Annotated in this window: 15 protein-coding genes; 7 read left to right on the top strand and 8 right to left on the bottom strand. The window is 66.6% G+C overall.

What is annotated here, in order from left to right; translation table 11 throughout:
• Window positions 1–9: 9 nt before the first annotated feature.
• The 3 genes from OK015_RS03445 to OK015_RS03435 are packed head-to-tail and all read right to left on the bottom strand — an operon-like array spanning window position 10 to window position 3,007.
• Window positions 10–1,191, bottom strand: coding sequence for an acyl-CoA dehydrogenase family protein (locus OK015_RS03445; RefSeq protein WP_268129277.1), 1,182 nt, complete (start codon window positions 1,189–1,191; stop codon window positions 10–12).
• Complete coding sequence (locus OK015_RS03440; protein ID WP_268129276.1) at window positions 1,191–2,111, bottom strand: LLM class F420-dependent oxidoreductase; 921 nt, start codon at window positions 2,109–2,111, stop codon at window positions 1,191–1,193. Before OK015_RS03440 ends, OK015_RS03445 begins: the two co-directional genes overlap by 1 nt.
• A 14-nt stretch (window positions 2,112–2,125) precedes the next feature.
• Complete coding sequence (locus OK015_RS03435; protein ID WP_268129274.1) at window positions 2,126–3,007, bottom strand: acyl-CoA thioesterase; 882 nt, start codon at window positions 3,005–3,007, stop codon at window positions 2,126–2,128.
• 229 nt (window positions 3,008–3,236) lie between these two features.
• On the opposite strand from OK015_RS03435, the gene OK015_RS03430 reads away from it, so the two are divergent.
• Genes OK015_RS03430 through OK015_RS03420 form a run of 3 tightly spaced genes read left to right on the top strand, consistent with a single transcriptional unit; the run spans window position 3,237 to window position 5,511 of the window.
• Window positions 3,237–4,064 (top strand): SMP-30/gluconolactonase/LRE family protein, encoded by an 828-nt coding sequence (locus OK015_RS03430; protein WP_268129272.1) that lies wholly within the window; start codon window positions 3,237–3,239, stop codon window positions 4,062–4,064.
• Window positions 4,065–4,084: 20 nt separating this feature from the next.
• Window positions 4,085–4,906 carry a thioesterase family protein gene (locus OK015_RS03425; RefSeq protein WP_268129270.1) on the top strand — a complete coding sequence of 274 codons (822 nt, stop codon included), beginning with the start codon at window positions 4,085–4,087 and terminating at the stop codon, window positions 4,904–4,906.
• 53 nt (window positions 4,907–4,959) lie between these two features.
• Window positions 4,960–5,511, top strand: a complete 552-nt coding sequence (locus OK015_RS03420; protein ID WP_268129268.1) for a TetR/AcrR family transcriptional regulator — start codon at window positions 4,960–4,962, stop codon at window positions 5,509–5,511.
• A gap of 76 nt (window positions 5,512–5,587) precedes the next feature.
• On the opposite strand, the gene OK015_RS03415 is transcribed toward OK015_RS03420, so the two are convergent.
• The 3 genes from OK015_RS03415 to OK015_RS03405 all read right to left on the bottom strand — a co-directional run bounded on the left by OK015_RS03415 (window position 5,588) and on the right by OK015_RS03405 (window position 8,960).
• Window positions 5,588–6,928, bottom strand: coding sequence for an FAD-binding oxidoreductase (locus tag OK015_RS03415; RefSeq protein WP_268129266.1), 1,341 nt, complete (start codon window positions 6,926–6,928; stop codon window positions 5,588–5,590).
• Window positions 6,929–7,090: 162 nt separating this feature from the next.
• Window positions 7,091–7,780: an SDR family oxidoreductase gene (locus tag OK015_RS03410; protein ID WP_268132404.1), complete on the bottom strand. Its 690-nt coding sequence runs from the start codon at window positions 7,778–7,780 to the stop codon at window positions 7,091–7,093.
• Window positions 7,781–7,859: 79 nt separating this feature from the next.
• Window positions 7,860–8,960, bottom strand: a complete 1,101-nt coding sequence (locus tag OK015_RS03405; RefSeq protein WP_268129264.1) for an NAD(P)H-dependent amine dehydrogenase family protein — start codon at window positions 8,958–8,960, stop codon at window positions 7,860–7,862.
• A gap of 110 nt (window positions 8,961–9,070) precedes the next feature.
• Here OK015_RS03405 and OK015_RS03400 point away from each other — a divergent pair, with 110 nt between their 5' ends.
• The 4 genes from OK015_RS03400 to OK015_RS03385 are packed head-to-tail and all read left to right on the top strand — an operon-like array spanning window position 9,071 to window position 12,150.
• Window positions 9,071–9,964 (top strand): alpha/beta hydrolase, encoded by an 894-nt coding sequence (locus tag OK015_RS03400; RefSeq protein ID WP_268129262.1) that lies wholly within the window; start codon window positions 9,071–9,073, stop codon window positions 9,962–9,964.
• Window positions 9,965–10,009: 45 nt separating this feature from the next.
• Entirely contained in the window at window positions 10,010–10,300 is a 291-nt protein-coding gene (locus tag OK015_RS03395; protein ID WP_268129260.1) for a YiaA/YiaB family inner membrane protein, read from the top strand.
• A 48-nt stretch (window positions 10,301–10,348) separates the two neighbouring features.
• Complete coding sequence (gene macS, locus OK015_RS03390) at window positions 10,349–11,491, top strand: MacS family sensor histidine kinase (protein WP_268129259.1); 1,143 nt, start codon at window positions 10,349–10,351, stop codon at window positions 11,489–11,491.
• The gene (locus OK015_RS03385; protein ID WP_268129258.1) at window positions 11,488–12,150 is read left to right on the top strand and encodes a response regulator; all 663 of its coding nucleotides are present in this window, start codon (window positions 11,488–11,490) and stop codon (window positions 12,148–12,150) included. The genes macS and OK015_RS03385 overlap by 4 nt, the downstream gene beginning before the upstream one ends.
• Here the strand turns inward: OK015_RS03385 and OK015_RS03380 are convergent.
• Complete coding sequence (locus tag OK015_RS03380; protein WP_268129256.1) at window positions 12,147–12,629, bottom strand: hypothetical protein; 483 nt, start codon at window positions 12,627–12,629, stop codon at window positions 12,147–12,149. The genes OK015_RS03385 and OK015_RS03380 overlap by 4 nt on opposite strands.
• Window positions 12,626–13,927 carry an acyltransferase family protein gene (locus tag OK015_RS03375; protein WP_268129254.1) on the bottom strand — a complete coding sequence of 434 codons (1,302 nt, stop codon included), beginning with the start codon at window positions 13,925–13,927 and terminating at the stop codon, window positions 12,626–12,628. Before OK015_RS03375 ends, OK015_RS03380 begins: the two co-directional genes overlap by 4 nt.
• Between the last annotated feature and the right edge of the window lie 62 nt (window positions 13,928–13,989).

Genomic DNA, 13,989 nt, shown 5'->3' with positions numbered 1-13,989 from the left:
AACTGCCGCTCAGCCGCCGTAGCTAGGGCGGCCCAGCTTGAGTTCGTGCTGGGCGATCATGTTGCGGAAGACCTCCAGGGTGCCGCCGTAGATGCCGGCGGGCACGCCGTGCCGGAAGATGAACTCGATAGCGCCGTCGTCCGCGGAACCCGTCGTGTCGGTGGGCAATGCCGATGCCGCCCCTAGCACGTCCATCAATTCGGGCGAGACGTCACGCATTGTCTGAATGAGCGCCACTCGTCCGAACATTCCGGGAGTCGACAGCGCCGCCTCGATGCGGGCGAGGCTGCGCCCAAGCCGGTATTTCATCGATTCGTCGTCGATCGGACGCCGCCCGTCCGCATCCGGCGTGGACAGGATCGCCGCGACTCCGTCGGCCACCTCGGCCATCAGGTGGCCGTGCTCCGACATCATCGAAATGTTCTGCAGGCCTTGGTCGTCGGGATCGGTGATGCCGTGTTCCGCGTCGAGAGCGAAGCGCATCACCGTCCAGCCGCCGTTGACCTCACCGATGCGGTAGCGGTCGTCGACCCGCACGTCGCTGTAATACACGATGTTGGTGCGGTCGCCGTCCAGCGTGCGGATGCCCTGGATCTCGATGCCCGGGGAATCCAGCGGCACCAGAAACATGGTCAGGTTTTTGTGTTTGCGTCCCTGCGGATCGGTGTTGGTGAGCAGGAAGACATACTTGGCGTTCTGTGCGTTGGAGGTAAACATCTTGGAGCCATTGATGACCCAGCTCGATCCATCCGCCTCCCGCACCGCGCGGGTCTTGCACGTCGCGACGTCGGAGCCGCCGTCTGGCTCGGTGTAGCCCAGGCACAGCCTGGTTTCGCCGGACAGCACGCCCGGCAGTACCGCGTCGACGAGTTCTGCTGCCCCGAATTGCTTCACCAACCGCGCGACGACAGCCGTGGTGCCCCAGTGAAACCACGGCGTGTGGGCGCGACCGATCTCGAGGTGGAAGATACGCCGGCGCACCGGAGTGAATCCCCCTTCGGACTCCGGCTTGAAATCCGAGGTCAGATAACCCTGTTCGCCCAGAGCCAAATGCACTTGCTCACTGAAGTTTTCGCCCGTCTCGCGATCACGGCGCCGCACTTCGTCGGTGACGTGTTCGGCGACGAACTTCCGGGTCTGGTCAAGGAATTCTTGATCCTCGGGCGAGAGCGTTACGCGGGAGAAGTCCACTACACCGCGTCGATCACGAGGGTACGGAACCGGTCGAGAGTCTCGAGCGCATGCGCCAGACTGTCGCCGGGCAGGTGCGCGCTCACCCAGGTCACCCCGAGCTTCGCCAGCTTTTCCAGGCCCTCGAGGTATGCGTCGGCGTTGAAGTCGTCGTCGGTGATGCTGCCACCCTCGAAGTTGGTGAAGGTGATGTCGATCGCCGACCAATCCCTGCCCGCCGCGTCGCATCTGCGTCGGAGATCGTCGATGCATTCCGCGAGCTGCTCTCCGGAGGTGATGGATGCCGTGCCGGCGGTCTGGGCAAGTTGGGGCGGGGCGGGAAATGGGCACCAACCGTCGCCGTACCGCGCGACACGGTGCCGAGCAGTCGTGGTGTTGCCGCCGATCCAGATCGGTGGATGCGGGCTGCTGACGGGCCGGGGATGCGCGGTGATGCCGCGCGCGCTGAAATGTTTTCCCTCGAAGGAAATGTCGTCATCGGTCCAGATTGCCCGGATCACCTGCAGGGCCTCCTCGAACAACTCGGCGCGCTCGTCGTAGCTGACGCCCAGCGCCGCGAACTCACGTTTGAGATAGCCCACACCCACCGCGAGCGTGAAGCGGCCCCCGGAGAGCAGGTCCAGGGTGGCCCCGGATTTGGCCACTACGAAGGGGTTTCGGTAAGGCAGCACCACGATGTTCGGGATCAGCCGCAGCGTGGACGTGGTCGCCGCCGCGAAACCCAATGCGACAAAAGGATCCACCGAGTCGTGGCCGCCGGCCTGCAGCCATCGCTGCGATGGGGCCGGATGATCGGTGAAGCCGAATCCGTGGATGCCGGCCGCTTCGGCAGCCGCGGCCACCTTTGCGATGCCGTACCCACTCACCAGCTCCGGGTTGTAGGGATGGCTGTGCATGGGGTGGGTGATCGTGAAGCGCATCTGGGCTCCCGGCGTTAGAAGCGTGCGCGCGAGTCGATCGCGGTGTCGCTGGTGCGCAAGGGCCGGATCAGCGCCTCCTGTGCGAAGGAGGCCAGCAGCTCGCCCTCCTCCGAGTGCACAGCGCCGCGCACATACGACATTCCCGCGCCGACCTGGGTGCTTTCGTGGGTGTAGAGCAGCCATCCGCCCCAGCTCACCGGTTCGTGGAAGGCGACGGAGATGCTCATCGGTGCGGTGGACACGGTCAGGTGCGCCTGGGCGGTACCGATGCCCGGGTGTGCGCGCATGGTGGTGGAGATGCCCAGATGGCCGGTGAAGTACGCCAGCAGGGCCTTGGCCAGATCGTCGCGGGCCGGGATCGGGTCGTAGTGCAGCCACGCGTAGAGCTCGGGCGGCCCGACCTCGTCGGGGCTGTTGACGTCGACGACGTCGACGAGGCGCAGCTCCCGGCCGACCATCGGCATCGGCGAGTGGTTGGCGTCGGCGGGGGCGGCCACATCGGGCCGGGGCAGGTGGTGGCGGATGACGTCGGCGGTCGGGACGTCGGCCAGCACCGTAATGCTCAGGCAGCGCCGCCCGTTCTGATGTACGGCGACGATCGCGGTAGCGGTGGATCGGCCCTCGGACACGACGTCGAGGACGAGCTCGATCGGCGCTCCGACCGTCACGGCACGGGAGAACACCGCGTGTGCCGAGCGCACCGACTTGTCCGGGAATCGTTTGGCCACGGCGACGATCGCCTGGGCGAGCACCTGGGTACCTTCCACGACCTGGCGTTCGTCGCCTATGGCGATGCCGGTGTCGCCGGTGAACCGGTCGTCCCCGTCGGCCCGCACGTCAAACAGATCCAGCAGGCCCTGAACTGTCCACTCAGTCTGCTCAGATTCCGTGGTCAACTCCGGTCCACCTCTCGCATTGGCAGCTTCCGGCTCAGCGTGACACTTTGAGCAAGATTTGTAAAGCTTGGCTAACAAGTCTGCGGCGCGCATTCCGGGCAGTACTTGACTGTGCGAATGGAATGCGCAGCGAAACGTCATCGGGCATCAGATTGACACCAGCACCGGCATTGCATGACACTTCTGCGGTGTTTTGTAAAGCGGAATCATTACCCGTGGGCGTGCCCGGGTGATCCCCGAGCCGCTGGCCAACGGGTTCTGCTTCGGTGAGGGCCCGCGCTGGTTCGAGGGACTGCTGTGGTTCTCCGACATGCTGGGCGAAGCGGTGCACACCTCAACCCTGGGCGGCGCACTGACCACGTTGCCGCTGCCCGGGCACTCGCCGTCGGGCCTGGGCTTCCGTCCCGACGGGTCCCTGCTAATCGCCTCCGCAGACGATCGGCAGGTGCTGCGATACGACGGAGATAGCGTCATCCAGATCGCAGATCTCACCGGCCTGGTTCCGGCCAACCTCGGCGACATGGTCGTCGACGACACGGGCCGCGCCTACATAGGATCCCAGGCTCGTGAGGGCGGCGTCATCGTGCGCCTCGATCCCGATGACAGCGCTGCCAGGGCCACTATTGTCGCCTCCGACCTCGACTTTCCCAACGGCATGGTCATCACGCCGGATAGAAAGACCTTGATCGTCGCCGAATCGGTCGGCCGGCGGCTCACCGCGTTCACCATCGACGACGCAGGCGCGCTGCACGACCGTCGGGTTTTCGCCGACGGCCTGGACGGACCCCCCGACGGCATCGCCCTGGACGCCGACGGCGGCGTGTGGACGTCGACGACGCTGGCGCACCAATTCGAGCGGATCGTCGAAGGCGGCGACGTCACCGATCGCATCGACATGGGCGAACGCGTCGCCGTCGCCTGCACGCTCGGTGGTCCCGAACGCCGCATCCTGTTTCTGCTGTCGAGCACCGACGCTTATCCTCAGCGCCTGGTAGGCACTCGGCTCTCGCGGCTCGACGCCGTGCAGGTCGCCACGCCCGGCGCCGGGTTGCCCTGAGACACCCCAGAGGGAGACACGTGACCGACTCCTACTACGAGCTCGTCGACGCCGACGACGACTTGGGCGAGAAGTTCCGGGCGACCGACCTGGCGCGCGGCACCTGGTCGGCGTCGATCCAGCACGGCGGCCCGGTGTCCGCGCTGCTGGCCCGGGCGCTGGAGCGGTGCGAGCAGCGCGAGGACACACGGCTGTCCCGGGTCGTGATTGACCTGCTGGGCGGAGTGCCGGCCGAGGGCGATCTCTGGGTTCGCTCGCAGCTGCAGCGCGGCGGCAAACAGATCGAGCTGGTCACCGCCGAGATGCTGGCCCTGGGGCCCGACGGCCAGCCCCGCCCGGTCGCGCGCGCCAGCGGTTGGCGGCTACAGCAGCAGGACACCCGGGCGGTGGCACACGCGGCGGCGGAGCTGCCCCGACCGCGCGCCGAGGCCCGAAACCGCAATCTGAAGGCCCGGGAGTGGGACCGTAACTACGTGCACAGCCTTCAGTGGCTCTGGCTGACCGAGCCGCTGACTCCGGGCGCCGGTGAATCGTGGATCAAGCCGGCCGTCGATGTGGTGCAGGGTGAGACGATGACGCAGCTGGAGCGGCTGTTCGCGGTGGCCGACTGCGCCAACGGCATCGGTAGCAAACTGGACATCACCAAGTGGACCTTTCTGAACACCGATCTTGCGGTGCACGTGTTTCGTGTTCCCGACGGGGAATGGGTCGGCATTCGCGCGGAGACCAGCTACGGGCCGGACGGCATCGGGACGACGATCGGCACACTGTTCGATGAGCAAGGGGCTGTCGGCGCCATCCAGCAGTCCGTGCTGGTGCGACAGCGCCCGGCCAAAGCCTGACGGGGGAGCGGAAGAATGTGGCGAGTTCGGCAATACTTCGTAAAGTTTCAGATATGACTCAGCCGGCCGCCGCGATGACCCTGACCGAGGCCGACACCTCGACCCGTCAGCGCATCCTGTTTGCGACCGCCGAGGTTCTCGGGCGCAACGGCAAAACCAAACTCAGCCTGTCCGAGGTCGCTACCCAGGCCGGGGTCTCGCGCCCCACGCTCTACCGCTGGTTCGCCTCCAAGGAGGAGCTGCTGTCGGCGTTCTCGCAGTACGAGCGCCAGCTTTTCGAAAGCGGTCTGGTGAAAGCCACCGCGGGGCTCAAAGGCTACGACAAGCTCGACGCGGTGCTGCGCTTCATCGTCGAGTACCAGCATTCGTATTCGGGTGTGCGCATGGTCGATGTCGAACCCGAGCACACGATCGCCCAGTTCGCCCACGTCATCCCGCAGATGCGCGACGGCCTGCAACGGCATCTGCCCGGTCCCAACGCCGCGGTGAAGGCGGCGACCGTGATCCGGATCGCGATTTCGCACTACATCGTTCGCAGCGACGACGCCGACGAGTTCCTGGCGCAGCTGCGGCACGCCGTCGGGATCAAACCGACCACCGACTAACTGCTCCGCGAAACCGTATTCCGCTACCTATTTCCCGAGAAGACCCGTCGGGGATTACAGTTTCGCGACGAGCAGGTTAGTCGAACAGCACCGCCGCGTTGAGGTATCCGGTCGGGTCCAGCGCCGCCTTGACGGTTCGCATTGCAGCAAGATCGGTTGCTTCCCTTGACATTTCGAGGTAGGCGCGCTTGCGGCTGCCGACACCGTGCTCGGAGCTGACGTTACCCCCGCACTGCGCGATCAAGTCCATCATCGGCCCGTACAACGCCGCCTCCTGTTCGAGCGGCACGCGCAGCACGTTGAGGTGCAGGTTGCCCTCACCGACGTGGCCGAACAGCACGGGTACGGCGTCGCTGACCCGCTCGCGAATCAACGTGACCGCATCCGCGGCGAACCGGGCGATCGCCGCCAACGGTAGCGACACGTCGAACTTCAGCGGCGGTCCGTAGACGCCGAGGACCTCGGCCAGCGATTCGCGAACACGCCATAGTCGTTGCTGGGCAGCAACATCCACACCCACGGCGGGCTCGGCGGACATCGGCACGTCGGCGAGCAGGTCGGCGAGTCGATCGGTCTGATCGTGATCGGCGGCCAGCTCCACCAGCAGCAGCCAGTCCGCCTCGACCGGGGGGCCGACCCCGAGATGCTCGGCGGTCAGCGCACCGGCCCGACCGTCGATCAACTCCAGTGCGGCGATCCCGTCCACATCCCGGAACGCCCGCCCGGTGTCGATCAGCGCCTCGAGATCGGCGAAGCCGCACACCGCGGTCACCCGATGTGACGGTGTGGGGTGCAGCCGCAGATCCAGCGCGGTGATGACACCGAGAGTGCCCTCGGCGCCGACGAACAGCGCCGGCAGGTCGTATCCGGTGTTGTCGCTGCGCACCAGACTGTGCCGGTGCATCAGCGACCCGTCGGGTAGCGCCACGTCCAGGCCGACGACTTGCTCACCCATGTTGCCGTAGCGGACCGTGCGCAGCCCGCCGGCATTGGTCGAGGCCATGCCGCCGACCGTCGCGGTGTCGCGGGCGGCCAAGTCCACACCGAACACCAGGCCCGCTGCCGTCGCGGCGTGCTGCACCGCGGCCAGCGTGGCTCCGGCGCCAACCGCGATACGGCGCTCGACGGTGTCGACATCGCTTAGCGCACAGAGCCGTTCGGTGGAGAGCAGCACGTCGTCGTGCTCGGGGACAGTACCCGCCACCAGCGAGGTGCGGCCGCCCTGCACGGTGACATGGGCTCCGGCGTCACGGCACAACCGCAACACCTCGGCGACCTGCTCGGCCGAGCCCGGACGCACCAGCGCACTAGCGCGGCCTCGGTACCGGCCGGTGTGGTCGACGCTGCGCCCGGACAGCACGTCGGGATCGGTGATGACGTGATTGGATCCGACGACATTCTGCAGGCTACGCAACATGTTCGCGGTTATAGCACCCACGATACTGAGCCAGTCCAGCCCCAGACTCCCGGTCTCGGGTTGTTGGCTTTGCCGAGCGTAACGCCACGGCCAAACTGAGTAGAGATTTTCGCCGTGGCGGTACGCTCGGCGCCGGCCAAAAGCCCCACCGGCCAACCGCCCCTAGAAGTCCTTGTGGTTCACGTCGGTGATCAGCCCGCCGTCCATGATGAACTCGCTGCCGGTGGAATAGGACGACTCGTCGCTGGCCAGGAACAGCACGAACGTCGCGACCTCGCGCACTTCGCCGGGCCGGCCCAGCGGGATGGTCACCATGTCCTCGGGCAGGTGCTTGGTCATCGGGGTGCGGATGAAGCCGGGGTGCACGGAGTTGACCCGGATGTTGTGCGGCGCCAGCTCCAGGGCCGCCGACTTGGCCAGGCCGCGTACGCCCCACTTGGACGCGACGTACGGGTGCACCATGGGTGCACCACGCAGACCCTCGATCGACGACACGTTGATAATCGAGCCGCCGCCGGCCGCGATCATCGGGTCGACGGCCACCCGCATACCCAGGAACGTTCCGGTCAGGTTGACGTCAATGACCTTCTGCCACTTGGTCAGATCAAAGCTCCGGAGTGGACCGAGCGCGACCGTCCCGGCGTTGTTGACCAGCACGTTGAGCTTGCCGAATTCGCCCACCGCGGTCGCGACCGCCGCGTCCCACTGGTCGGGCTGCGTGACGTCGAGGTGCACATAGCGTGCGGCGTCACCGATCTCGTCGGCCAGCGCCTTGCCCTGGTCGTCCAGGATGTCGCCGATCACCACCTTGGCGCCCTCCTCGACGAGCAGGCGCGCGTCTTCGGCGCCCATCCCGCCGGCACCGCCACTGATGAGTGCAACTTTGCCCGCTACGCGTCCTACCTGACCCACGCTAGGGTCTCCTTTCGATTTAAGTGGTCACCAAAGTGCTTGGTGCGTAAAGGCCTTTGCCGGTTACCAGCGGCAAATCGAGTGTGGTCCGGATGCCCGGGGGCGCCGCGATCACCGCCGGGATCGCGTTGACGACGCGGCCCGCGGCGCCGGCAATCGCGGCGTGGTTGTGGTCGCCCTTGCGGCTGCTCGGAACGATGTCGACCGCATACGACGGCTCGCCGGTGATCTCGACGCGGTACGAACCGTCGCCGGAGGCGGGCTGGGGCAGGTCCGGCCGCAGGTCGGGCCGCAATCTCGTGACATGCTCGATGACGACGGCAGGGTGGCCCTTGACCATGCCGCGGATCTCGAACTGCAGCACGGCCAGCGTGCCCTTGGCCACGTGGCCGATCGCGATGTCGAAATCCTCCGGCGCCGGTTCGCGCTGGTAGGACTCGGTGATCTCGTCGACCTCGATGCCGAGGCCGGCCGCCAGCTGACGGATCGCGGTACCCCACGCGATGGAAAGGATGCCCGGCTGCAGCAGCATGGGGATTTCGTCCATGGGCCGAGCGAACCCCATGTAGTTCATGACTTCTTCGCCGTCGTAACTGGCGTAATCGTGAATCTCCATGCAGCGCACCTGTTCGATGCGCTGACACGTCCCGGCGAGCGCGAACGGGATCAGGTCGTTGGCGAATCCCGGATCGACGCCGCTGATGAAGATACTCGAATTGCCTTGCTTAGCAGCATCTTCCACGCGCGCGATGTACTTGTCAGGCATGACTCCCCACGGGTATTGCAGTAGCCCCGGTGACGAGCCGACGACGTTGATGCCGGCGGCCAGGATGCGCATCACGTCGCCCATCGCCTCGGGCAGCCGGGTGTCGCCCATCGCGCAGTACACGACGCACTCGGGCTTGGCCGCCAGGATGGCGTCCAGGTCGTTGACCGCCGCGATGCCCGTGACGGTGGGAGCGTCCAGGCCGACTCCGCACAATTCCCCGGCGTCGCGGCCCACCTTCTCCGGTGTAGACACGCAGACGCCCGTCAGTTCGAACTGCGGATTCGCGATCAGTTCGGCCAGGGCCAGGCCTCCGACATTTCCGGTACCGACGTGCGCGACGCGGATCGCCATCTTCAGTCTCCGTCCCTTGAAACCAGGAAAACTTTTCTAGACACTAGTCCACAACTTCCGGGGCGCCTACAGGGCCGGACTTAACTCCGGCCAGGGAGAATGGAACGCCGATGACACACCGCGACGATGTGCAATTCATCTCCGGCGACGACCGGATCAGTGCCTGGCTGTACCGACCCGCCAGCGATGCGCCCACGCCGTTGTTGGTGATGGCGCATGGTTTAGGGGCGGTGCGCACCATGCGGCTCGATGCCTACGCCGAGCGATTCAGCGCGGCCGGCTACGCCTGCCTGGTCTTCGACTACCGCAACTTCGGCGACAGCGAGGGCCAGCCGCGCCAAGTCCTGGACATCGACATGCAGCTCGCCGACTGGGCCGCCGCCGTCGCCCACGCCCGCACCCTCGACGGCATCGACCATGATCGAATCGCACTGTGGGGCACGTCTTTTGCGGGCGGGCATGTCATCACCACGGCGGCCCGCCTGCCGGGTATCGCGGCCGTCGTCGCGCAATGTCCGTTTACCGACGGCATCGCGTCGGCGCGCACGATCTCCCACCCGTTGGCCACCGCACGCATCGCCGCGCGGGCGATTCGCGACGTCGTCGCCGCCCGGCGGGGCACGTCCCCGGTGATGATCGCCACCGCGGGCAAGCCCGGGGACGTCGCGCTGATGAACACGCCCGACGCCTACACGGGCTACTTGCGGCTGGTTCCCGACGGCGTCGAGCTGCGCAACGAGATCGCCGCTCGGATCACGACGAAGGTCTTCACCTACCGGCCCGGCCTGCTCACCGCGAAGATCTCCTGCCCGATCCTGTTCTGCGTGTGCGAACACGACTCGCTGGCCCCCGCGGACGCCACCCTGCGCCACGCCGCCAACGCTCCCCGCGGTGAGGTGCGGACCTATCCCGAGGGGCATTTCGCGATCTATGTCGACGACGGCTTCGAGCGGGTGATCGCCGACCAGCTCGCCTTCCTCGACAAGCATCTGAAATCTGAGTAGTCCTACCCTGTCCGGCGCACCAGCTGCTTTCGCATGCTGGAGCACATGGAAATTCCCAATGGCATGTCGAAGAACACCGCCGCCTTTTTCATTCAGGCCGCCGTCGCGTTCGGGGTCAGTTTCGTCAGCGCGCTCGGTGGGATCTTCTACCTTCCCCTCGACTCGTGGCAGCGGCTGTTCCTCGGCATCACAGTGTTGTTCCTGGTCTCCAGCGCGTTCACCCTGGCGAAGGTGATCCGCGATCAGCAAGAGGCCACGACCGTGCGCGTGCGCCTGGATGAGGCACGCATCGAGAAGCTGATCGCCGAACACAACCCGTTCACCACCGCGACCTGATCCTTGGCAGAGCCCGCGTCGGTGGGTCGCGGACTTATGCTGGGCGCGATGACGCGCCCGAATCCCGATCCGACCGCGCCGCTGTGGCGCGCGGCGCAGGTGTTTCGGCTGCTGAGTTGCGTTTACGCGGCTGGCTTCCAGATCGCGATCAACCCGGATCTGCGCCGGCCCGCGCTGGGCTGGGTGCTGTTCGCGGTGTTGATCGGCTGCAGCGCGGCCTGCGCGATCGCCTACTTGCGCGGGTTCGGCCGAAAGCCGGTGTGGGTGATCGCCGAAATCGTGATCGTCGTCCTGCTCATGTGGTCCAACAAGATGGTCACTACCGAGCATTGGGCCGCCGACAATCAAACCTGGCCGACGACGTTATGGGCCACCAACCCCACGATCTCGGCGGCCATCCAGTTCGGCCCGGTCGGCGGGATGCTGGCCGGCCTGGCAGTGATGGCTACCAATTTCGCGGTGAAGAACTATTTCGCCCTCAACCTCGGACACAACGCCACCGCCATCATCGAGCTGGCGATCGGCGTGGCGATAGGCATGGCCGCCCAAACCGCGCGACGCGCCCACGACGACTTGCAACGCGCCGCCCAACTGTCCGCCGCGGTTCAAGAACGAGAGCGGCTGTCTCGTGAGGTGCACGACGGTGCCATCCAGGTCCTGGCGCTGGTCGCCAAGCGTGGCCACGAAATCGGTGGTCCCACAGCCGAATTGGCTGACCTCGCGAGCGAACAGGAACGGGCGCTGCGACGATGGGTCACCTCCACCGGTATCGACGAGTACGGGGACCGCACGACGATGGACCTCCGCACGCTGCTACGCCGCCGGGAGGCCGACCGCGTATCGGTGAGCTTGCCGGGCACTCCGGTGGCCGTGGCGCGCCGGGTCGCCGCCGAGCTTGATGCCGCGGTGGGTAATGCCCTGGATAACGCGCGGGCGCACGCGGGGCCCCAAGCCCACGCGTTCGTACTCCTGGAAGATCTGGGCGATTCGGTCATGGTCAGCGTGCGCGACGATGGTGTGGGCATCGTCGATGGCCGACTGGCGGAAGCCGCCCGGCAGGGACGCCTGGGGGTCTCGAAATCGATTGTGGGACGGCTGACATCACTCGGCGGCACCGCCCACTTACGCAGCGTCCCAGGCGAAGGAACCGAGTGGGAGCTGTGCGTGCCGCGCGACGGGGGGTCGAAATGACCGACGACACCGCAACGACGGTGATGGTGGTGGACGATCATCCGATCTGGCGCGACGCGGTGTCCCGTGACCTCGCCGAGGACGGGTTCAACGTGGTCGCCACGGCCGACGGTGTGGCCGCCGCACGGCGCCGGGCGGCCGTGGTCAAGCCGGACGTGGTGCTGATGGACATGAACCTGGCCGACGGCGACGGCGCGCAGGCGACGGCCGAGGTGCTGGCGGTGTCACCGACATCGCGGGTGTTGGTGCTGTCTGCTTCCGACGAGCGCGACGATGTGCTGGAGGCCGTCAAGGCCGGGGCCACCGGTTACCTGGTCAAGAGCGCCTCGAAAGCCGAACTGGCTCAAGCCGTGGCGGCCACCGCAGCCGGTCGGGCCGTGTTCACCCCGAGCCTGGCGGGACTGGTGCTCGGCGAATACCGCCGCATCGCCCAGAGCAAGGACTCCGGACCGGCCGGCCCCAGCTTGACCGAGCGCGAGACCGAGGTGTTGCGGCACGTCGCAAAGGGCCTCTCGGCCAAGCAGATTGCCGAACGACTGTCGTTGAGCCACCGCACCGTCGAAAATCACATCCAAGCCACCTTCCGAAAGCTGCAAGTCGCCAACCGCGTGGAGCTGACCCGCTACGCGATCGAGCACGGCCTGGACGGCGAACCTTAACCCGCATGAACCGGCCATGGCTGTCGCGACAGGGGTGAAAATGCCAGCGCCACAGTCGATATTGCTGTGACGAGGCTGCACACCAAGATGGCCCAGCCCACCGGCTGGGTGGCAAGTCCGGCCATTTCCTTGCCGAATATCAGCGGCGCGGCGACGAGCCGAGTCACCACCAGCAGACCAGCCAGTAAAGCCGGCCCGCATGCCACCATGGTGACCCAGATGCCGGCGCGGCGGCCGCACAGCAGCACGAGCGCGCCGCTGCACAGTCCCACCGCCGCTGCGGCCTCCAACAATCCCACCGCAAGGAGACCAATCCCCAACGGCCCCACCAACAATAGGGGTGCTAAAAAGCCAAGACCGCGAACCATTTTCGTCAACTCAAGGCCACAGGCGACAAAGCCCAGCCCGTTCGCCGCGGAACCGACGAGGCTTAGCAGCGCGAGCGCGATGGATGCGGGCGACTGCCGGAGGGATTTCATGACCGATCCCGGCCGGCCGCGGCCAGCGCGCGGGCACTCACCAGGGCGGCCACCATCGTTGCGACGCAGACGAGCCCGTTGTCTTTGAGGCCCCATTTGATCGCGGCCAGCGTTGCCACCCCGGCAACGCACAGCAGCAGGCCCGCCGCCACACCCCGTCCGATCGAGGTGATTGCCGGAGCACCGTCCCAGCCGGACAGCGGATTGTTCTCCAGGGGCCGCAGTACCACGAACAGCACTGCCACCGCGGCGACCATCAGCAGCAGCTGCATCGCGCCGATGGCGAAGAAATCCGGCTGTCCGGGGTAGCGGGGGTGGCCGAGGTAGTCGAAGAGCAGGTGCATGCCGAGCAGGGCGGGCATATGCCACAGGTACAGCGTCATCGCTCCGGAGTTGCCGACCGTAGTCCACCACCACACGCGCGGGCGCTCTGCCCATCGGGTGATCGCGGGCATTGCCGCGATTGCCATGGCGCTCAAGATGATTGCGTGCCCGGCGAGCAGCAACGACGGCGGGCTGGTGTTGGAAAGACGGTGGTCACCGGTGCCGACCATGCTGATTTCATAGGGCCCCCAGCACACCAGTGCGACGTTGACCGCGAGGACGGCCGCCGCCGTGGCCAGTACGCCGTGCCCGCTGAGCAGCCCGCGCCGGTAAGCGACACCGAACATGGCGGGGATGAGCCAGACCCCGAGGTTCAGATAGCCCAGCGCGGATGCGGCCGGCCAGTGCAGCCGGATGGCGTCGGTCACGGCGATGGCCCCGTAGACCGCGCCGACGCCGGTGGCGAAGCGGGTCGCAGTGGTGATCCGGGCTAATGCCGGCATCGCGGCCAACACCAGCACGTAGGCACCCAGGAACCACAGCAGCTGGATGCTGACGCCGGCGACCGGCTCGTAGATATGTTGGGGCAGAACCGGATACAGCACGGTGAGCGCGACCGCCCAGAAACCGAGGTAGTAGAACACCGGGCGGAACAGCCTGGTGCAGCGTTTCATCAGCCAGCCGCCCCAGTTGGTGCCGGGCCGCCAGGACGACAGGCTCGCCGCGGCACCCGCGAAGAAGAACAACGGCATGATCTGCAGAATCCAGGTGAGAGCCTGAAACACCACCGAGGTGGTGAGCAGGTTGTCCCAGATGAGCACGTGGTTGCGAATGACGCTGATCGCCATCACGGTGTGGCCCGCCACGACGCCGATCAGGGACACGATGCGAATGACGTCGAGGGCGCGGTCGCGGTCGGCCGGCGTGCGTGCCGCCAGCTCGGTGGGGCTGGGAATGCCCAAAGAAGTTGTCATGGCGAAAGCATCGCCGAGCGGCAGGCCCCGAGTCCCGTGCAGTTCTACGCGTTGAGGCTGAG

Origin of the sequence: Mycobacterium sp. Aquia_216 (genome assembly GCF_026723865.1) — a bacterium.
Taxonomy (GTDB): domain Bacteria; phylum Actinomycetota; class Actinomycetes; order Mycobacteriales; family Mycobacteriaceae; genus Mycobacterium.
This window is presented reverse-complemented; position numbering and strand designations above follow the sequence as displayed.